The 18,713-nt window shown below is 41.2% G+C and carries 18 protein-coding genes and 1 pseudogene; 2 read left to right on the top strand and 17 right to left on the bottom strand.

The features are described 5' to 3' along the window. Positions 1–53 precede the first annotated feature (53 nt). The 12 genes from HMPREF2655_RS01645 to HMPREF2655_RS01590 all read right to left on the bottom strand — a co-directional run bounded on the left by HMPREF2655_RS01645 (position 54) and on the right by HMPREF2655_RS01590 (position 11,498). Positions 54–1,157, bottom strand: coding sequence for a family 8 glycosyl hydrolase (locus HMPREF2655_RS01645; protein WP_070837299.1), 1,104 nt, complete (start codon positions 1,155–1,157; stop codon positions 54–56). Between the two features lie 8 nt (positions 1,158–1,165). Continuing rightward, positions 1,166–2,476, bottom strand: coding sequence for a glycosyltransferase family 2 protein (locus HMPREF2655_RS01640; protein WP_042769130.1), 1,311 nt, complete (start codon positions 2,474–2,476; stop codon positions 1,166–1,168). Positions 2,477–2,618: 142 nt separating this feature from the next. Further along, on the bottom strand, positions 2,619–3,398 hold the full coding sequence (locus HMPREF2655_RS01635; protein WP_070837297.1) for a hypothetical protein: 780 nt from the start codon (positions 3,396–3,398) through the stop codon (positions 2,619–2,621). After that, positions 3,398–4,552, bottom strand: coding sequence for a non-hydrolyzing UDP-N-acetylglucosamine 2-epimerase (gene wecB / locus HMPREF2655_RS01630; RefSeq protein ID WP_070837295.1), 1,155 nt, complete (start codon positions 4,550–4,552; stop codon positions 3,398–3,400). Before wecB ends, HMPREF2655_RS01635 begins: the two co-directional genes overlap by 1 nt. A 437-nt stretch (positions 4,553–4,989) precedes the next feature. Continuing rightward, positions 4,990–5,499: a GNAT family N-acetyltransferase gene (locus tag HMPREF2655_RS01625; protein WP_070837293.1), complete on the bottom strand. Its 510-nt coding sequence runs from the start codon at positions 5,497–5,499 to the stop codon at positions 4,990–4,992. 330 nt (positions 5,500–5,829) lie between these two features. Beyond that, positions 5,830–6,069, bottom strand: coding sequence for a 30S ribosomal protein S18 (gene rpsR, locus HMPREF2655_RS01620; RefSeq protein WP_000068664.1), 240 nt, complete (start codon positions 6,067–6,069; stop codon positions 5,830–5,832). A gap of 31 nt (positions 6,070–6,100) precedes the next feature. Beyond that, positions 6,101–6,571, bottom strand: a complete 471-nt coding sequence (ssbA, locus tag HMPREF2655_RS01615) for a single-stranded DNA-binding protein SsbA (protein WP_049500896.1) — start codon at positions 6,569–6,571, stop codon at positions 6,101–6,103. An 11-nt stretch (positions 6,572–6,582) separates the two neighbouring features. Then, positions 6,583–6,873, bottom strand: coding sequence for a 30S ribosomal protein S6 (gene rpsF, locus HMPREF2655_RS01610; protein ID WP_049505311.1), 291 nt, complete (start codon positions 6,871–6,873; stop codon positions 6,583–6,585). A 132-nt stretch (positions 6,874–7,005) separates the two neighbouring features. Continuing rightward, positions 7,006–8,214 carry an MFS transporter gene (locus HMPREF2655_RS01605; protein ID WP_070535077.1) on the bottom strand — a complete coding sequence of 403 codons (1,209 nt, stop codon included), beginning with the start codon at positions 8,212–8,214 and terminating at the stop codon, positions 7,006–7,008. Positions 8,215–8,337: 123 nt separating this feature from the next. Continuing rightward, a complete protein-coding gene (asnS, locus tag HMPREF2655_RS01600) occupies positions 8,338–9,681 on the bottom strand; it encodes an asparagine--tRNA ligase (protein WP_070837291.1) in 1,344 nt (447 codons plus the stop codon). A 152-nt stretch (positions 9,682–9,833) separates the two neighbouring features. Further along, positions 9,834–11,012 carry a pyridoxal phosphate-dependent aminotransferase gene (locus HMPREF2655_RS01595; protein WP_070535073.1) on the bottom strand — a complete coding sequence of 393 codons (1,179 nt, stop codon included), beginning with the start codon at positions 11,010–11,012 and terminating at the stop codon, positions 9,834–9,836. Positions 11,013–11,021: 9 nt separating this feature from the next. After that, on the bottom strand, positions 11,022–11,498 hold the full coding sequence (locus tag HMPREF2655_RS01590) for a cell wall elongation regulator TseB-like domain-containing protein (protein WP_070837289.1): 477 nt from the start codon (positions 11,496–11,498) through the stop codon (positions 11,022–11,024). A 119-nt stretch (positions 11,499–11,617) separates the two neighbouring features. Between HMPREF2655_RS01590 and HMPREF2655_RS01585 the strand changes: the two genes are divergently transcribed. Together HMPREF2655_RS01585 and HMPREF2655_RS01580 are read left to right on the top strand one after the other, a co-directional pair. Continuing rightward, the gene (locus tag HMPREF2655_RS01585) at positions 11,618–12,064 is read left to right on the top strand and encodes a MarR family winged helix-turn-helix transcriptional regulator (RefSeq protein ID WP_083321209.1); all 447 of its coding nucleotides are present in this window, start codon (positions 11,618–11,620) and stop codon (positions 12,062–12,064) included. Positions 12,065–12,154: 90 nt separating this feature from the next. Beyond that, on the top strand, positions 12,155–12,703 hold the full coding sequence (locus tag HMPREF2655_RS01580; RefSeq protein WP_070837287.1) for an NAD(P)H-dependent oxidoreductase: 549 nt from the start codon (positions 12,155–12,157) through the stop codon (positions 12,701–12,703). 31 nt (positions 12,704–12,734) lie between these two features. Here HMPREF2655_RS01580 and yaaA read toward each other — a convergent pair whose 3' ends face one another. From yaaA to HMPREF2655_RS01560, 5 genes and pseudogenes are all read right to left on the bottom strand, one after another. Continuing rightward, complete coding sequence (gene yaaA, locus HMPREF2655_RS01575) at positions 12,735–13,463, bottom strand: peroxide stress protein YaaA (RefSeq protein WP_002880793.1); 729 nt, start codon at positions 13,461–13,463, stop codon at positions 12,735–12,737. Positions 13,464–13,542: 79 nt separating this feature from the next. Further along, positions 13,543–13,647, bottom strand: a pseudogene (locus HMPREF2655_RS09880) (DUF3953 domain-containing protein); the annotation flags it as partial. Positions 13,648–13,760: 113 nt separating this feature from the next. Next, positions 13,761–15,356, bottom strand: a complete 1,596-nt coding sequence (locus tag HMPREF2655_RS01570; RefSeq protein WP_070837285.1) for a hypothetical protein — start codon at positions 15,354–15,356, stop codon at positions 13,761–13,763. An 11-nt stretch (positions 15,357–15,367) separates the two neighbouring features. Continuing rightward, complete coding sequence (locus HMPREF2655_RS01565) at positions 15,368–15,778, bottom strand: peptide deformylase (RefSeq protein WP_000412253.1); 411 nt, start codon at positions 15,776–15,778, stop codon at positions 15,368–15,370. Between the two features lie 104 nt (positions 15,779–15,882). After that, the gene (locus HMPREF2655_RS01560; protein ID WP_070837283.1) at positions 15,883–18,579 is read right to left on the bottom strand and encodes a cation-translocating P-type ATPase; all 2,697 of its coding nucleotides are present in this window, start codon (positions 18,577–18,579) and stop codon (positions 15,883–15,885) included. Positions 18,580–18,713 lie beyond the last annotated feature (134 nt).

The following is an 18,713-nucleotide window of genomic DNA, read 5'->3' as shown; positions in this document are numbered from 1 at the left end:
GATGAAAATCCTATCAAAAAGAGAGCCAGTAAAACTAGCCCTCTCTTTTCATCCTAGAACAACTCTAGAGCAATCATAGTAATCATCGTTGCATCATAGTAGTTGTCCAAAGGTAAATCTTGTGTGAAAAAGTATTTATTTTGCTGAAGAAGTTTCAGATAACCTTCTCCCTTGTCAGACGCATAGGTAATCGGTGCCAAGAAACTACCTGCCTGGTATTGATTGAGGGCCGTTCCGTTCAAGTCATAACCAGCATAAATGCGTTGCTCTTTCATAAAGAAATCCATCATCTTTTGAACGAGTTTTTGGCTTCTTTCATCCTGGCTCTGTGACAAGTGATAAGGCAAACGACAAGCGTTATAAGAATACGCTCCATCATACTGAGATTCGATAGTGTTGGCATCAACAAGGCGTGCCCCTGACTTCTCAGCCCAGATAAAGTCTGGCAAGAGACCCGTATCAGAATGAGAACTGATTTGCTCCAGTTGCCCAAGCATCTTATCCTTAATGTCTAACCACTGTTGGTTTCCAGTCAGGTCATAGAAAGACTGGAAATAGTGGGGAAGGGTATCAGACGTCCGCATTAAGTAATAATAATCGGAATCCTTGTTTGCCCAGTTTCCTACTGTTAAAACACCTGTCTCTTCATTGTAATTGTATCGAAGAATATCTTCTAAGATTTTTTTAGCTTGCGCTTGGTATTCCTGCGCCTTATCTGGCCACTGCTTGGCTGCTTCAATCAAAGAATAAGCGATATAGAGATCACCATCGGTTGCGTTTTGCTTCTCAACCGTTTCGCTACCATTTGTGATCACTTGCTTCCAAGACATCAACTGCGTTCCCTCAATACGATGATTTTGATAATAGCGATAAAGATTCTCAAAATCTGCTTGTGTCGCTTGCCCTTTTTGGGCTGCTAAAACCGTTATGAGCATGCCGTAACTTTGGGCTTCAGATAGAACTGTTGTTCCCTCCGAATCACTCGTCGTACGAACATAAGACTGATCGCCTTTTGTAACGAGAAACTGTTGGCTCCATTGGCTATAAAGGCGATTGCGCATCTCGATTCTAGTCCTTCCTCTTGCCAAAAACAAGGCTAAACAAAAGATAGAAAGAATGAGCACAAACCAGACATATTTTAATTTATTCGTTTTCATAGAACCTCCTATCCTGCAAATCGTTTGGTTTTAACCCACTTGGTTTCTTTTCGTCGGAGTACTTTATCCAGCACGATCGAAGAAATGGAATCAATGGAAACAACGATAAACATCTGTGCATAAGTGAAATAGGCAGCCAAGGCCAACCAGATTTGTTTAGTCGTCGCTTGTCCAAACTGACTTGCTAATGCTGTCATAATTTGCATCAGATAAAGACCAATCATGAGAATCCAGTTGAAGAGCATGAGCTGGGCGATGTAGATATTATCCGCATCAAAAGCAAATGGAACTCTGACATCTGGGAAGAAAAGATTAAGGCAGATTGCTAGCACATTCGCTAGGAAAATCAAATCCGATAGGACAATGGCAAAGTTAAACCAAAAGAAAACACAAGAATAGTTAAAGACTTCTAGTTTAACGCGCCAGTTTGCTCTGCCAAATAAATGCTTAAAGTTCGAGAGAACAACTTCATAATTTCCTTTCGCCCAACGTTTACGCTGCATATAGTAACTCTTTAAGGTCTCAGGTTCTTGTTGGAAAGCCTCTGAATTATAGGCAAGGGCAATTAATTTACCACTCTGCATGATTTTGAAGGAAATATCGGTATCCTCGGTTAAGGCACCATTTTTCCAACCACCGATGCTCTTTACAAAGTCGGTTTGAATGATAAAGTTGGTTCCTGGGATACGCCCAATTTTAAAGAGATGCCACATCCCAACGTGGTGCACGCGCTGAGTAACAACGATCTCTTGGTTGATACAACGAGTCAAGAAATTTTGATTGGCATTTCGAGTCTTGTTGCGGCCGAAAGATGCCACATGACGTTCTGGATCCTTCATCACTTCCTTCACAAGGAAATAAAGAGCATTTTTTTCAGGCATGGCATCTGCATCATAGACACAGATATATTCGCCTGTTGCCATCTCCAAAGCATCGTTTAGAACGCCCGCTTTTCCTCCCGTACCAGTACGGTCTATAATGGTTAGATTTCTTTCAGCATATTCTGGCATGGCTTGTACAGACAAGCATTCAGCATAAGTGTTATCCGAACAGTTATCCGCAAATAAGAGCAATTCCACACGATCGTGAGGATAATTCATATCCAAGATAGCTTTTGCCGTTTGGGCAATAACCACATCCTCATTATGAGCAGGAACAACAATGGTAACCTTAGGATAATAAGGTAGTGGCGAAGTGTCTACACGAAAATCACTGTGTTTAAACCAAAAGTGTACTGCCGAAAAGAGAATTACCAAGCCCCATGCTAGAGAAATCCAAATTGTAAGCAAGGTAAAAATCATTAACATTTGACTAATCATGATTCACCGCCTTAAAATTTTTGTTCACTCGATGGTAGAGAATACTGTATGCAATAAATAATATGACAAAACAAATGCCAAAGGTAAGACTGAGTCCCAAAGCAATGCCAAAAAATATATTGGTTAGAGTCATGTTTCCCTCCTAATATTCTACAATTACATCTGTCTCTAGTTGACGTTTGAGATGACTGGCAACATCTGCGTAGTCTTGGTATTTATCTTTATTATCAGAGTTAATCTCCAAATAGCCTGTTTGGAACTGAATTCCTTGATTGCCATCTTCTCCATGAAAAACTAAACTGCTCAGTTTCTCCTGCAAACCACTAAAGTAAAGTTCCTTCAAAGAATGTTGGTTAGTACTCGATAGAACGAGAAAATTACCATCCGAAACGTAATAGAGCTTATCATTGTAACTCAATTCCTGAGCAATGACCTCTTGAATGCGACTGAGCATCTGGTTATGTTCTTTTGGTTTAATCTGGAAGAACAAATCTTCATGTGCCCAATGAATCAATAGAGATTGAACCGTCACATCACTTTGTGCAGTTACCATAGCCTGGTAATCTGCTCGAGCTTCGTCTTCCTGTTCTTGGACCTTTGAAGCTACCTTGAAGAAATAATAACGAACTTTAAGTAGAATCCCAATCAAAAGTGGAAAACTGATCAATAAGAACACCAGTTGAGTGATTGGGATATAAACTACACCCGCAACCAAAACGATAAGTCCAAGCCCAAATGTTAAGATAAGGGTCCAAGTAAGCAAAAGGTCAGATAATACCAATACTGCAAACAAGGCTAAAGCTAAAAACAAGATTTGTTCTAAAATAATCTCTCGAGCAAAGAAAAAAGAAAGCCCTAAAAGAAGTGACTCGCACCCCAGAAAAGCGAGGAGCCAATTTCTAAATTTATTCCATTTTTTCATTACGCCTCTTCCCCCTCTTTAAATTCGGATACAGATTCAGCAATACCAAAATAATGTTGTATAGCACGAACGATTCGTTCAGAGGCTTTTCCATCTCCATAAGGATTTGGTGCCTGAGACATTTGTCTATAAAGGGGTTCATCTGTTAAGAGGGCTGTCATCGCTTCTTTTACACGTGCAGGATTCGTACCAACTAACTTCAAGGTTCCTGCGCGAACCCCTTCTGGGCGTTCCGTCGTATCACGAAGGACGAGAACAGGTTTGCCGAGGGAAGGCGCCTCTTCCTGGACACCGCCAGAGTCAGTCATGATAAAATCACTTCTTGAAGCCAAATTATGAAAATCGAGTACATCTAAAGGTTCAATCAAGTGAATACGATCGTGACCAGCTAAGATATCTTTTGCTACTTCTTGCACAGCAGGGCTAAGGTGAACAGGATAAACAACTTCAATTTCCTGATGAAGATCGACCATCTCACGTAAAGCTGCAAAGACATTTCTCATTGGTTGACCTTGATTCTCACGACGGTGCATGGTTACCAATACAAGTTTCTTATCTGGGTCCAATTGATCTAGAACTTCATGATAGTAATCCGATTGAACGGTTAGTTTCAAGGCATCAATGGCTGTATTTCCCGTAATGACAATAGCAGACTCAGGGTGATTTTCCTTGAGGAGATTTTCTTTACTCTCACTAGTTGGAGCAAAATAAAGATCCGCAAGACTATCTGTCATCTGACGATTCATCTCTTCTGGGAAAGGAGAATACTTATCAAAGGTCCTTAGGCCAGCTTCAACATGGCCGATACGTACCTGATTATAGAAAGCAACTAAACTTGCTGCAAAAGTTGTTGTTGTATCTCCATGAACAAGAATCATATCTGGAAGTTCTTGCTTAACAACTGGATCAAACTTTTCTAAAATTTTTCCAGTAATATCCAAGAGGGATTGATTTTTCCCCATAATATCCAAGTCATAATGTGGCTCGATGCGAAACGTTTCAAGAACTTGGTCCAGCATTTGACGATGCTGAGCTGTCACAACTGTGATCGTCTCAATACTGTCACTATGTTTTTGCAATTCCAACACTAAAGGGGCCATTTTAATAGCTTCCGGTCGTGTCCCAAAAACAACCATCACTTTCAGTTTTTTCATTATAGTATCCTTTTGTTACAATAATATTTGATACATGATATTAATCACTATATCCAATTATTTCTCAAATCAATTAATTTGAGTATCATAATTATATTACCGCCTATTAATCTAAATGTCAATTTATTATTAAAGTATACTATTGCATTTAATTGATTTTTAACAATTTGTAACCTTTTTGTAACAATGTTATTTACAACCTTCAAAAAGCCTTATTTTAGGAAATTTTAAGACTTTTCAAAGAATCCGTATTTTAAAAAAACTAAACCTTATATGTTTTTTTCGATATTTATTTTTATCTTGATATTTCAAACAATTATATTTTATCACTTTGAGGAATAAATTAAACAATTTCAAACAAATAAATCCCTTTTTCGAATGAAAAAGGGACTGTGATTGTTTACTATATTTAAAATCTAAATCTTATAAAATCTGTCTTAAAACAAATTTTTCGACAGATACAAGATCAATTCTCCGATATCTTCACAAACCGCATTCATGGCCGGTTGATGGTTCTGATACCAAACACCCGTCCCATCTGGAATATAGCCTCGTTTGATGTACAATCTCTGGGCAGGTCCATACCCTGAATGGAGCCCAACACCAAGGGTCACCTTATCCGATATGAGCCTAACTCGTTTTTCTGCTTCTTCCAGCAAGAGATTTCCAATACCTTGATTTTGAAAGGGCTCAAAAACATTGAAATCTGAAAGTTCTGGAGCCATTCCAGCAAAGGGACCCTGCTTAGCATCGGGTAAAATCGTAATGTAACCCGCTACAGCACCCTCAACCTCTGCAACTAAGACTTCTCTCTCCCCACTTTCTTGTTCAAGAAAATATCTATCCAAAATTTCTTCTCTACCCGGCCAACCTTGGCTGATAAATCCTCGAGATAGATCTTGTATGTCAGATTCTTGCATTTTTCCAATTGAACATGTCGTCTTCATAAGCTGCTCCTTTATAGCTTTCTCCTACCATTATAGCACGATAATAAAGATTAAAAGAAAAACCTAGTAAGACAAAAGAATCTTACTAGGTCAACAGGGAATCCTTTCTAACAAAATCCTATAAAAATCTGAAAAAGAGGTCCCCCGGACCGAACTCGCCTTCTCATTTCAAGGCTCGTGAAAAAAAAGACCCGTCGGGGTCTTATTCGCTTTCTTATTTCCGAGCTCATGAAAAAGAGGTCCACTGGACCTCAACTCGCTCTCTCATTTCAAAGCTCATGAAAAAAAGACCCGTAAGGGTCTGAAAAAGAGGTCCCCCGGACCTCTTTTTTAATCTTCGTTTACGAAAGGCATCAAAGCCATTACGCGAGCGCGTTTGATAGCTGTTGTTACTTTACGTTGGTTTTTAGCTGAAGTTCCTGTTACACGACGAGGAAGGATTTTCCCACGTTCTGAAACGAAACGGCTAAGAAGCTCAGTATCTTTGTAATCAACATATTCAATTTTGTTTGCTGCGATGTAATCAACTTTTTTACGGCGTTTGAATCCGCCACGACGTTGTTGAGCCATGTTTTTTCTCCTTTATAGTATTAATTGTCCATTAGAATGGTAAATCATCATCTGAAATGTCCAATGGATTGGTTGCTCCGAATGGATTTTCAGAACGTGAAAAGTCTGGTACTGGGTTTGCAGGTGCTGATTGACCAGCAGTTGGTGCAGAATAAGCTCCACTTGAATGTCCTTCGCGCACTCCGCGGCTTTCCAACATTTGGAAATTCTCAGCCACGACTTCTGTTACGTAGACACGTTGTCCTTGCTGGTTATCGTAACTACGAGTCTGGATACGGCCTGTGATCCCGATAAGAGAGCCTTTTTTAGCCCAGTTGGCAAGATTTTCAGCCTGTTGGCGCCACATAACGACATTGATGAAATCAGCCTCACGTTCGCCATTTTGACTCTTAAATGTACGGTTTACTGCAAGAGTAAAAGTCGCAACTGCTACATTTGATGGGGTATAACGCAACTCAGCGTCACGTGTCATACGCCCTACAAGTACAACATTGTTAATCATAATTTACCTTCTTACGCGTCAAGTTTGACGATCATGTGACGAAGAATGTCAGTGTTGATTTTTGAAAGACGGTCAAACTCTTTAAGAGCTGCGTCGTCGTTTGCTTCAACGTTAACGATGTGGTAAAGTCCTTCACGGAAATCTTGGATTTCGTATGCAAGACGACGTTTTTCCCATGATTTTGATTCAACAACAGTTGCACCGTTGTCAGTCAAGATAGAGTCAAAACGTGCTACCAAAGCGTTTTTCGCTTCTTCTTCAATGTTTGGACGAATGATATAAAGAATTTCGTATTTAGCCATTGATATGTTCCTCCTTTTGGTCTAATGACCCCTAGTCTTTGCAAGGGGTAAGTGAGGTTTGCTCACAATAAACTATTATACTAGAAATACTAGTAGATAGCAAGAGAAAAAAGAGAAAAATGAAAAATAACTCTATTGATTAGAAATAATATTCTCTTTCAGTTCTAAAGCTCTGGCCATCTCTTTCAAAATGAAGAATAGTGAAAAGCCGACTATTACTAAAAAGAATCCTAAGTAAATAAAGGCTTCTACAAAACCTAGAGCATCAATCAGCCACCCCGTCAGAGGAAAAATAACAATCATACTCAGGCTGAACATCATGGAGTAGACACTTAGCATGGTTGCACGTACCTCACTTGGGAGTCGATTTTGTAAATCGTTGTCAAAAATCGGTTGAAAGAGAGCATATAAGGCGTTACTAATCAAATAAATCAAAATATAAATCAGTGGCGTACCAAAGTAGGAAAGTAAGTAGGTCACTCCCGTCAAGAGTACAAGAATTGGAAAGAGCTTTAAGGCGGAATACTTCTTTCCAATCTTACTTGCTAGATAAACTGCCCAGATATTCAAAGCACTGCCCATCAGCATAACCATCGAAATCTGCCATCCTTCTAAGTCCGGCAGTTGATTTTGATAGTAAAAATAAAACATGCACATCAGTGTCCCGATGATTTGGGACAGAATCATCCAACCAAAAAGACTGGGATTTCTCTGCAGCTCCTCTTTAACAGTCAACATAATCTTTTTCATGGTCAGGCGCTCAGATTTTTGCGCTTTAACACTAGGCTCTTTTAGCATCCAAGTTAAGAATAGGACGATTATAGAAGTGGCAATCATGATATAGTAGGTCAAGTGCAATTGACCATGGACAAAAAATCCCGCTAAAACGGTCCCCAAAGACCGAGTTCCTTCTGCTACTCCTGACATAAAACTTGAGATAGACAAGTAGCGCTCTTTTAATCCAGCCTCCACGGCCGAATCATAAACCATAGCTGCACTCGTCCCCGAATCAAAATTATAAGACAAGGCACTCACCACCATAGCGAGTGCATAAATCCAAAAATTACCTTGCCCTAGTAACATGAGAATAGACGACGCAATCCCAGCAATCCGACTGAGATAAAGATTGGTTTTATATGAATAGCGGTCAGCTAACATTCCAGAGGGAATTTCACAAATGACACTGGTGGCATGAAAAATACTTTCCAATAAGCCAATCTGCCAAAGCGACATCCCGTTTTGACTGAGAAATAGAATCCAAAAGCTAGTAATGCCCAAAAAGGCAAAAAATTCCACCCCAGCCATGAGACCGATATTCTTCCGATAATTTGGTTTAAACATCATTTCTCCTTTAACAAGTGTATATATCTTTGTGTCTGTCACTTGTTAATCTGTGCTTTACATGTCCCTCACCTCTTCTTTCTTCTACTTTGAAAAAACGCCCCTAGGGCGTTTTGATTTATTTTACGGTTTAATACGGTGCAACATACGTGGGAATGGAATAGCTTCGCGGATATGTTTAGTTCCTGCTGCGAAAGTTACCATACGCTCGATACCGATACCAAATCCACCATGTGGTACTGTACCATATTTACGAAGGTCAAGGTAGAATTCATATTCTGTACGATCCATTCCAAGTTCTTCCATTTTAGCAACAAGGGCATCGTAGTCTTCCTCACGCATAGATCCACCAATGATTTCTCCGTAACCTTCTGGGGCAAGCAAGTCTGCACAAAGTACGCGCTCTGGATTTCCAGGAACTGGTTTCATGTAGAAGGCCTTGATAGCTGCTGGGTAGTTGATAACGAAAGTTGGCACACCAAAGTGGTTTGAAATCCAAGTTTCATGCGGTGAACCGAAGTCATCTCCATGTTCCAAATGCTCGTAGTCTGCATCTTCATCGTTTTCATGCTCTTGCAAGAGGTCAATGGCTTGATCGTAAGTGATGCGTTTGAAAGGCTCTGCAATGTAGCGTTTCAAAAGTTCAGTATCACGTTCCAAAGTTTCCAAGGCTTGAGGAGCACGATCCAAAACACCTTGAAGAAGAGCTTTTACATAAGCTTCTTGCAAGTCAAGTGACTCATCGTGTGTCAAGTATGAGTACTCCGCATCCATCATCCAAAACTCAGTCAAGTGACGGCGCGTTTTTGATTTTTCAGCACGGAATACTGGACCAAAGTCAAATACACGACCAAGAGCCATAGCCCCTGCTTCTAGGTAAAGCTGACCTGATTGACTCAAGTAGGCTGGTGTTCCAAAGTAGTCTGTTTCAAAGAGTTCCGTTGAATCTTCTGCTGCGTTTCCTGAAAGAATAGGGCTATCAAACTTCATGAAGCCGTTCTTATCAAAGAACTCATAAGTTGCATAGATGATGGCGTTACGGATTTGCATCACCGCTACTTGCTTACGAGAGCGGAGCCACAAGTGACGGTTGTCCATCAAGAAGTCTGTTCCGTGTTCTTTTGGTGTGATTGGGTAGTCTTGAGATTCACCAATCACTTCGATGTCTGTAATATCCAACTCATAGCCAAACTTAGAACGTTCGTCTTCTTTGACAATTCCTGTCACATAAACAGAAGTTTCTTGGCTCAAGCGTTTGATGGTGTCAAACTTCTCAAGTCCCACTTCTTCACCAAATTTTTCTACAAAGTTTGGTTTAAAGGCTACACCTTGGAAGAAGGCTGTTCCATCACGCAATTGCAAGAAGGCAATTTTCCCTTTTCCAGATTTGTTGGCAACCCAGGCTCCGATGGTCACTTCTTGACCAACGTAGTCTTTTACATCGATAATTGTTACACGTTTTGTCATAATCTATCTTCCTTTTTTCGTTTAACTTGTCCGAAGACATCATTACCCACTATTTTACCATAAATAGACTGTGATAGCTAGGTTCTACTAGAGAAAAATCGCGAGATTTTCGTTACAAAAAATCTTCGCTAAAAAGGCGAAGATTCCAAGTTTTATTTTTCCATAAATTGATGCAAACGACGAATAGCTTCTTTTAATGTATCCAAGTCTGTGGCATAGCTGAGACGAACATTTTCTGGTGCTCCAAATCCAGCCCCTGTAATCAAGGCCAGTCCGACTTCTTCGAGAATAGCCGTTGTAAACTCTGTCACATCAGTATAACCCTTCATCTCCATCGCTTTTTTAACATTTGGGAAGAGATAGAAGGCTCCTTGGGGCTTGACAACTTCAAAACCTGGGACTTGGCACAAGAGTGGATAAATGGTATTCAAACGTTCTTCAAAGGCTTGGCGCATGGTTTCAACAGAGTCTTGCGGTCCAGTTAGGGCTTCAATGGTAGCATATTGGGATACTGCTGTCAGATTTGAGGTCGTTTGTCCTGTTAGTTTGCTCATGGCAGCAATAATCTCAGGATTTCCCACAGCATAACCTACCCGCCAACCAGTCATAGCATAGGCCTTAGATACACCATTAATCACGATGGTTTGCTTGCGAATGGCTTCTGACAGACTAGAAATTGGAACAAACTCATTCCCGTTATAAACTAAACGACCATAAATATCATCTGCTAGGATGAGAATATCATGTTCAACAGCCCAATTTCCGATAGCCATGAGTTCCTCACGAGAGTAAATCATACCAGTCGGATTCGATGGCGAATTGAGAACCAAGACCTTGGTCTTGTCTGTTCGGGCTGCTTCTAGCTGTTCTACTGTTACTTTAAAGTGATTGTCTTCCTTGGCCTGGACAAAGACCGGCACACCTTCTGCCATTTTGACTTGATCTCCATAGCTGACCCAGTATGGTGTAGGGATGATGACCTCATCATCTGGATTGACCACAGCCATAAAGAAGGTGTAGAGAGAGAACTTAGCACCAGTGGCAAAGGTAACCTCGTTTGCTGCTACAGAATAGCCATAATAGCGTTCAAAGTAGGTATTAACCGCCGCTTTTAACTCTGGTAGGCCTGAAGCAACTGTATAGAAGGAAGCACGTCCATCTCGAATCGCTTCTACCGCTGCCTCCTGAATGTTTTCAGGAGTATGAAAATCAGGCTGTCCCAAGGTTAAGAAAAGAACATCCTTTCCCTGAGCTTTTAATGCTTTGGCTCTTGCATCACTAGCTAGAGTGACGCTTTCTTCCATTTCTAGTACACGTTTGGATAGTTTCATATGCCCTCCTTATTGGATCACTACTCCTGTTTCAAAGTCAACCAGATAGTACTGGTTTCCTGACTTAACTTCCCAAATCGGCTTGTCCTGATAGCGACCAAAAGTAATCTTGTCAATGTCGCTAGCTCCTTTTTCCCTCGAAATCGTCGCTGCCTTGTCTTGAGAAATCCCCTTATCAAGCTGATAAACATAAATCTTGTGGTCATTCTTCTCAATCAGTACGGCAATGGCCTCTTGCTTTTTATTATGTCCCAGAACACTGTAATAGCCCTCTAGACCATTGTAGAAATCAACCTGATCTGCCTGTTCCAATTCTGCATACTGCTTGGCCAGTTTTTCTCCCTCAAGTCTAGCATCTTGATAGGGTTTCATGCTGAGTGTTATCAGATAAAGAAAGGATCCAGTTAGCACCAGAAGTACCAGAGAAATGCCGATTCCATATTGTATAAGTAACTTGTTTTTTGCTTTTTTCTGTCTTAGTTTCACTCGTCTATTTTACCATCTCTCAACCTTTATTACAAGAGAATATGGGAACTTTCTTAGATAATTTTCCTATAAAATCCATGCCTCTTGTATTTTTATTTATTTATTGATAGAATACCCTTATGAAACAATATTTGAAAGAAAAAATTTCCCAAAATCAATTAGACTTAAAAACAGCTATCATCCTCAACAAAGCAATGCGAAGTTTCAAACCATATGAAGCCAAGGCTGCTAAAGAACACGGGCTAACACCCACCCAATTTTCAGTTTTGGAAACCCTCTATAGCAAGGGAGAACTACGCATTCAGGATTTGATTGAAAAAATGCTAGCCACTTCTGGAAACATGACTGTTGTCATTCGAAATATGGTTCGAGATGGTTGGATTTCTAGAACTTGTGACCCAAAAGACCGTCGTTCTTTTTTCCTGAAACTAACACCTGCAGGACGTAGAAAAATCGAAGAGGTTCTTCCTGACCATATCGATTCTATCGTAGAAGTACTCAGCATCTTGGAAGATGGCGAAAAGGAAGACTTAATCCAGATTTTAAAAAAATTTAAAAATTTGTGAGCAAAATTATTGCTAATTAGTATTATTTGTTGTAACATATATGGTAACAAAAGGGTTCACTCTTTAAATTTTAACTAAAGGAGACACATCATGTCTAAAAAAGTACTATTTATCGTCGGTTCACTTCGCCAAGGTTCTTTCAACCACCAAATGGCCCTCGAAGCTGAAAAAGTACTTGCTGGCAAAGTGGAAGTTAGCTATCTTGATTACTCAGCTGTTCCTCTCTTCAGCCAAGATTTGGAAGTTCCAACTCATCCAGCTGTAGCTGCTGCTCGTGAAGCAGTCCTTGCTGCGGATGCTATCTGGATCTTCTCTCCAGTCTACAACTTCTCTATCCCTGGAACAGTGAAAAACTTGCTTGACTGGCTCTCTCGCGCCATTGACTTGTCTGATACACGTGGTGCTTCTGCCCTCCAAGACAAGTTTGTTACTGTCTCATCTGTAGCCAATGCCGGTCACGAACAACTCTTTGCGATTTATAAAGACCTCTTGCCATTTATCCGTACACAAGTCGTTGGTGACTTTACAGCTGCTCGTGTCAATGACTCTGCTTGGGCTGACGGAAAATTGGTGTTAGAAGAAGCAACTGCTTCATCACTTGCAAAACAAGCTGACGACCTTCTTGCAGCCATCAACTAATCTAGCAAAAACCAGCTCGAATGAGCTGGTTTTATGCTTGTTTCACAAAGACGAGTTCTAAATCACTTGATAAATCAGGTCGGTAGTCAAAGCCGGCAAAGCGGAGCTTACGAGCTTGTTCGACTGTATGGACTTGCCCTTCTATCAAGGCGGTCAAAAAGGCGCCACGGGCTTTTTTTGAAATAGTTGAGTGGATTTTCAGCTGACCTGCCTTGTCCTCCATAAATTTGAAGGTCACCATCTTTTCTCTGATTTCCTTCGAAAATACGGTTTCAAACTCTGATGATAGGAGGGAAAATATCAAATCCTCATCCTCTATCGCCTCATCGTAGGCTGACTTCCAATGACTCTTTAAAGTCTTACCAGCAACTTTTAACTTCATCAAGAAATCCAAACGGTGAGGAGCCATGGGCGACAAGGCGGGGACAACACCGTATAAAGCCGAGGTAATCAGGACATGATTTTCAAGATAGGTTTGTTCAGCCTTGGTTAACTCATCTCGTTTGATATGGCGGTACATGAGACCATCGAAAAGTTTCAAGGCTGGATAGTTTTTAGCCCTGTGATCTTTTAAAGCTTGAATATGGCCGTACTCTTCTTCTGCTTTCTCGACAGATACCTTATAAAAAGTCTCTAATTCACTAGCTGAGTAATTCGCCAGTGATTCAAGGACTGCCTGACTTTCTTCCCTCAAAGGGAGCGCTTCGATACAAGGATGGTCTGTGTTCATTTCTTTTGCTGTTGGGATTAAAATTTTCATATTGTTAGTGTAGCATATTTTTCAATCACGACCAAGAATTTCATCTTAAAAACCTCGGTTCACACCGAGGTTTCTCTGTTTATTTTGGCCATCCTAACCAGATAGCCACGAGAACAAGGGCTGTGCCAGCTAAGCTTGTTAAGATAGATAAGAATTTATCTTTTTTCTCCTTGAACTGAGAAAACCTATTTTTATACTCAATGAAAATCAAAGGGCAAACTAGGAAGCTAGCAGCAGGCTGTACTTGAGTACGGCAAGGCGACGCTGACGTAGTTTGAATTTGATTTTCGAAGAGTATTATTGCACTTTAAAGGTTTTGAGGTAATTATCTTTTCCAACTTGACCTTCGAAGGATTGGCCATTTTCAAGGTAAGGAAGGTCGTCTGACACGGAAGCCTTGACCTTATAAATCTTGCCATCAACTTTAAAGAAGTAGACGGTATCCCCCTTGATGACAGCTGATTTAAGGTCAGAAACCACTCCCTTGATACTTTCTACCGTTTCATTATCCAGCTCTAGGTCGTTTTTATTGGCATACTTGCTGAGGAGTTCATCTACCGTAGTTGCTACGATAACGTTTTGGTACTCCACGGCATCGACCAATGCATACTCCTTGACCAAGCCTGCATTGTCCTTTAAGCCCATGATATAAAGAGGCTTGTCATTGAGATTAACAAGGATAGGGAAGGTAGCCTTGTAGGCCTTCTCTTGCACTGCTCCTTCTGCGGAAGCACGGGCTGATTCTTCAGTTGCTGAAGCTAGATTGTACTTGGTGATTTCACCAGTGCGCATATTTTCAAGGATAAATCCTAGATTACTTTCGTCAGCATTTGCTGAAGTCACTCCCGTGTAGAGATAAATGTCATTTCCGATAGAAAGATAGTTATAGCCCTCTGTCGTTTGGGTAACATTTTTCTTAGAAATCAAGGCATTCCAGAAGCCGTCTTTATACTTGCCGTTGTAGTTGATTTGTTCGATAGTTTCTTCGGCTGGATAGACACGGTCCACCCATTCTGGCACCTCATCCAAGCTGTATTCCTTGGTTTCTCCATTGGTAGCATCTAAGATAATAACAGATGAAGGACGAGGAACTCCTAGACCAAACTGTTTTTGATAAACGGTTGCTACATAGAAGGGATTGCCTTCATCATCCACCTCAAAGGATGGCGTTTTAAAAATCTTGGTTGGGTACTTGATTCGAAGATGACGTTTGACATCACGATTAAAATACTCAGAGTCTGAATACTTCATGGGCGTTTTTAAATCCACTAATTCCGCATTTCCTGTCACCATATCAACCTTGATATACTCACCAATTCCCTTGGACTGATTATTAAACCATTTGATCGGGTCGGCATACTCTAAAGGTGTCACCCGATAGGGCTTTCCATCAACAGTCAGCTGGGTATAAGTATCTGCTGCTACGTACTGGGAGACCTTATCCGTCAGAGAGCCTAGGTAACGGTCACCAATCTTTTCTGCAGTGCTCCGATCTAGGATTGGAACCTTACTGGTATCACTCTTAGGAAAATCTTTAAAATCTTTTTCTGTGATAGACACCACATTAGCATAATTTTTTGCTTGGAAAAAGCTAGAGGTCACTAGACTTACCAGACCAGCAAGGGCAAAAATGATACCTGCAGTCAGAAACAATCCTCTACTAAGTTTGGTAAAAAGGAATCCTTCTAGATTGAGATCTTTGGTAGCCTTACCATGGCGTACATGAACAGTTTTAAGGAGATTGGTATCCTTGCGGAAACTAAACAAAATCCCCATCACCACCAGATGCCCACAGAGAAAGAAGATGAATTCCCAGCTAGTAAGATTGAAGGGAGGCAAAAAGATATACCAGGTCGTTGCGATAAAAACAAGTTCAAATAGTATGCGTTTCATCTGAATTCCTCCTAAATAATCCGTCCTTCCAAATGATCCAGTTCATGTTGGCATATCTGAGCTGGAAAACCTGTTAGCGTAATAGTCTGTTCCTGCCACTTGCTATCGCGATAGGACACCGTAATCGTTTCATAACGAGTCGTCGTTCGAACACCAGTCAAAGACAAACAACCTTCCTCTGTCTCATAAGGTCCTTTATAGGAAAGGAGAATAGGGTTAAACATAACCATGGGAACTAGGCCAAGATTAAAGATAATCACGCGCTTCTGCACCCCAATCATATTGGCCGCCAGACCGACACAGGTCTCACGATTAGCCAGTAGTGTATCCTGCAAATCCTTAGCCAGATAAAGGTCTTCCTGACTTGCAGGTTTCGAGACCTGAGACAAGAATAAGACATCTCGGACAATTTTCTTTTCCATTCTCTTACGCTCCTTACATCTTTACTTTATTATAGCACAAAAGGGGGCAACTTCTATTCCTTTCCCTCAAATGCAAAAAAAGCCATCCGAAGATGACTTTCTTTTTAAATCGCATTCTTATCAAGACCAAGTTTACGTTGAACAAACTTAACGATTTCGACGATAAGAATCATTGAGAAGCTTCCAGCTAGAACAATAGCCCATTGTGATAAGTCTAGTTTGGTTACGTGGAAGATTCCTTCAAGAGGTTCTACGACAATTGTTGCCATCAGAAGAATGAAAGATACCAAGATTGACCAGTTAAAGGTCTTAGACTTGAATGGGCCAACTGTCAAGATGGATTGGTAAACAGACTTGACATTGTAGGCATGGAATAGTTGAATCAAACCGAGTGTTGCAAAGGCCATAGTAAGGGCATCCGCATGAATGGCATGATTGTCACCCACATGAACTGGGTAAGCAATTGCAAGTCCATAAACACTCATAACAATAGCTGCTTGGAGTACACCTTGATAGATGATAGAACTCAAAACACCACCTGAGAAGAAGCTTGCCTTTCGTCCACGTGGTTTATGATTCATGACACCAGGCTCAGCAGGTTCAACACCAAGAGCGATAGCTGGGAAGGTATCTGTTACCAAGTTGATCCACAAAAGATGAACTGGCTGCAAGACGTCCCAACCAAACAAGGTTGATAAGAAGATAGTTAATACTTCAGCAGTATTGGCAGAAAGTAAGTACTGAATAGTCTTTTGAATGTTTGAGAAGACCTTGCGTCCTTCTTCAACTGCGACGATAATGGTCGCAAAGTTATCATCTGCAAGAATCATGTCAGAAGCCCCCTTAGAAACCTCTGTACCAGTGATTCCCATACCGATACCGATATCGGCTGTTTTCAGAGCTGGCGCATCATTAACACCGTCACCTGTCATAGCAACAACCTTACCTTGTTTTTGCCAAGCCTTGACGATACGAACCTTGTGTTCTGGAGATACACGCGCGTAGACAGAGTATTGACCAACGACTTTTTCAAATTCTTCATCTGAAAGTTCGTTGAGTTCAGCACCAGTCAAGACATGGTCTTCCGAGTCATTTTCATCGATGATTCCCAAACGTTTGGCAATGGCTTCCGCTGTATCTTGGTGGTCACCAGTGATCATGATTGGACGGATTCCCGCTTCCTTAGCGACACGAACAGCTTCTGCTGCTTCGGCACGTTCAGGGTCAATCATTCCAATCAATCCAGTAAAGATCAAGTTGTTTTCAAGCTCTTCAGAAGTCAGGTTTTCTGGAATGCTGTCTACAATCTTATAAGCACCCGCAAGAACACGCAAGGCTTGGTGAGCCATTTCAGAGTTGTTTGTGTGAATTAAGTCATTAACTTTCTCATCAATCGGAGCAACATCTCCAGCCTTATCACGAGCAACACAACGTTTCAAAAGTTGATCTGGAGCCCCCTTGACTGCTACGAGGAATTTACCATCTGGTAATGGATGAACCGTTGACATGAGTTTACGATCTGAGTCAAATGGTAACTCAGCTACACGAGGATATTGCTCTAAAAATCCTTTAACATCGTAACCCTTGTCCAAGGCATACTGGATGAAGGCTGTTTCCGTTGGATCCCCGATCAGGTTTCCTTCAGCATCAATCTTGGTATCGTTGGCCAAGACAACTGAACGAAGTAGTGGCATGTCCAAGCCAAGTTCAATGTCATCAGCTGAGTCATGTAGGACTGCGTCATAGAAGACTTTCTCGACTGTCATCTTGTTCATGGTAAGCGTACCAGTCTTATCAGAAGCGATGATTTCAGTCGAACCAAGCGTTTCAACTGCTGGTAACTTACGAACGATAGAGTTTCGTTTGGCCAAAACTTGAGTACCAAGGGCAAGAACGATGGTTACGATAGCTGGGAGTCCTTCTGGAATGGCTGCAACAGCAAGCGCAACAGAGGTCATCAACTCACCAAGTGGATTTTTTCCTTGAATGAAGACACCAACAACAAAAGTAACAAGGGCAATGACCAAGATAGCGTACGTCAAGACCTTAGAAAGGTTGTTCAAGTTTTGTTTGAGAGGTGTATCCGTCTCATCCGCATCTTGGAGCATGCCAGCGATATGACCCACTTCAGTGTACATACCTGTATTGACAACAACACCAAGACCACGACCATAAGTCACATTTGAGTTTTGAAAGGCCATATTGACACGGTCACCAATACCAGCATCTGCAGAGAGCTCGACGGTCAAGTCTTTTTCAACTGGAACAGACTCACCTGTCAAGGCTGCTTCTTCGATTTTAAGAGAGTTAGCTTCTAGCAAACGTAGGTCTGCTGGCACTACATCACCAGCTTCGAGAGCTACGATATCACCTGGCACCAATTCTTTGGAATCAATCTCAGCCATGTGCCCATCACGAATAACGCGAGCAGCTGGACTAGACATAGACTTGAGGGCTTCGATGGCTTCTTCTGCTTTTCCTTCTTGGTAAACACCAAAGGCAGCGTTGATGATAACCACGGCAAGGATAATGATGGCATCTGCGATATCTTCCCCACCAGAAGTTATGACGGACAAGATAGCCGCAGCAATTAGGATGATAATCATCAAATCCTTAAATTGCTCAATAAACTTGACTAGGAGAGATTTTTTCTCACCCTCTTCCAGTTCATTGCGTCCATATTCAGCTAGGCGTTTCTGCGCTTCGCTAGACGAGAGACCTTGTTCAGTTGCTTCAACTGACTTCAAGACCTCTTCAGGACTTTGAGTGTAAAACGCTTGGCGTTTTTGTTCTTTTGACATGTGTCTCCTCCTTGACATTGTGTGCAAAACAAGTTCTCTTTTAGTTTTATGACAAACAAAAAGAGACCTGTTAATCATAACAAGTCTCGCTGTTTAAGATAGTGCCGGAAAACATACTTTTCAGTATACAATTC

Source organism: Streptococcus sp. HMSC066F01, from assembly GCF_001837335.1.
GTDB lineage: Bacteria > Bacillota > Bacilli > Lactobacillales > Streptococcaceae > Streptococcus > Streptococcus oralis_S.
The sequence above is the reverse complement of the archived record's forward strand: the minus strand, read 5'-3'. Positions and strand labels throughout refer to the sequence as shown.

Bases quoted from the DNA above. Each gene is read 5' to 3' on its own strand.
- HMPREF2655_RS01645 (WP_070837299.1), bottom strand. From the start codon at position 1,157: ATGAAAACGAATAAATTAAAATATGTCTGGTTTGTGCTCATTCTTTCT.
- HMPREF2655_RS01640 (WP_042769130.1), bottom strand. From the start codon at position 2,476: ATGATTAGTCAAATGTTAATGATTTTTACCTTGCTTACAATTTGGATT.
- HMPREF2655_RS01635 (WP_070837297.1), bottom strand. From the start codon at position 3,398: ATGAAAAAATGGAATAAATTTAGAAATTGGCTCCTCGCTTTTCTGGGG.
- wecB (WP_070837295.1), bottom strand. From the start codon at position 4,552: ATGAAAAAACTGAAAGTGATGGTTGTTTTTGGGACACGACCGGAAGCT.
- HMPREF2655_RS01625 (WP_070837293.1), bottom strand. From the start codon at position 5,499: ATGAAGACGACATGTTCAATTGGAAAAATGCAAGAATCTGACATACAA.
- rpsR (WP_000068664.1), bottom strand. From the start codon at position 6,069: ATGGCTCAACAACGTCGTGGCGGATTCAAACGCCGTAAAAAAGTTGAT.
- ssbA (WP_049500896.1), bottom strand. From the start codon at position 6,571: ATGATTAACAATGTTGTACTTGTAGGGCGTATGACACGTGACGCTGAG.
- rpsF (WP_049505311.1), bottom strand. From the start codon at position 6,873: ATGGCTAAATACGAAATTCTTTATATCATTCGTCCAAACATTGAAGAA.
- HMPREF2655_RS01605 (WP_070535077.1), bottom strand. From the start codon at position 8,214: ATGTTTAAACCAAATTATCGGAAGAATATCGGTCTCATGGCTGGGGTG.
- asnS (WP_070837291.1), bottom strand. From the start codon at position 9,681: ATGACAAAACGTGTAACAATTATCGATGTAAAAGACTACGTTGGTCAA.
- HMPREF2655_RS01595 (WP_070535073.1), bottom strand. From the start codon at position 11,012: ATGAAACTATCCAAACGTGTACTAGAAATGGAAGAAAGCGTCACTCTA.
- HMPREF2655_RS01585 (WP_083321209.1), top strand. From the start codon at position 11,618: ATGAAACAATATTTGAAAGAAAAAATTTCCCAAAATCAATTAGACTTA.
- HMPREF2655_RS01580 (WP_070837287.1), top strand. From the start codon at position 12,155: ATGTCTAAAAAAGTACTATTTATCGTCGGTTCACTTCGCCAAGGTTCT.
- yaaA (WP_002880793.1), bottom strand. From the start codon at position 13,463: ATGAAAATTTTAATCCCAACAGCAAAAGAAATGAACACAGACCATCCT.
- HMPREF2655_RS01570 (WP_070837285.1), bottom strand. From the start codon at position 15,356: ATGAAACGCATACTATTTGAACTTGTTTTTATCGCAACGACCTGGTAT.
- HMPREF2655_RS01565 (WP_000412253.1), bottom strand. From the start codon at position 15,778: ATGGAAAAGAAAATTGTCCGAGATGTCTTATTCTTGTCTCAGGTCTCG.
- HMPREF2655_RS01560 (WP_070837283.1), bottom strand. From the start codon at position 18,579: ATGTCAAAAGAACAAAAACGCCAAGCGTTTTACACTCAAAGTCCTGAA.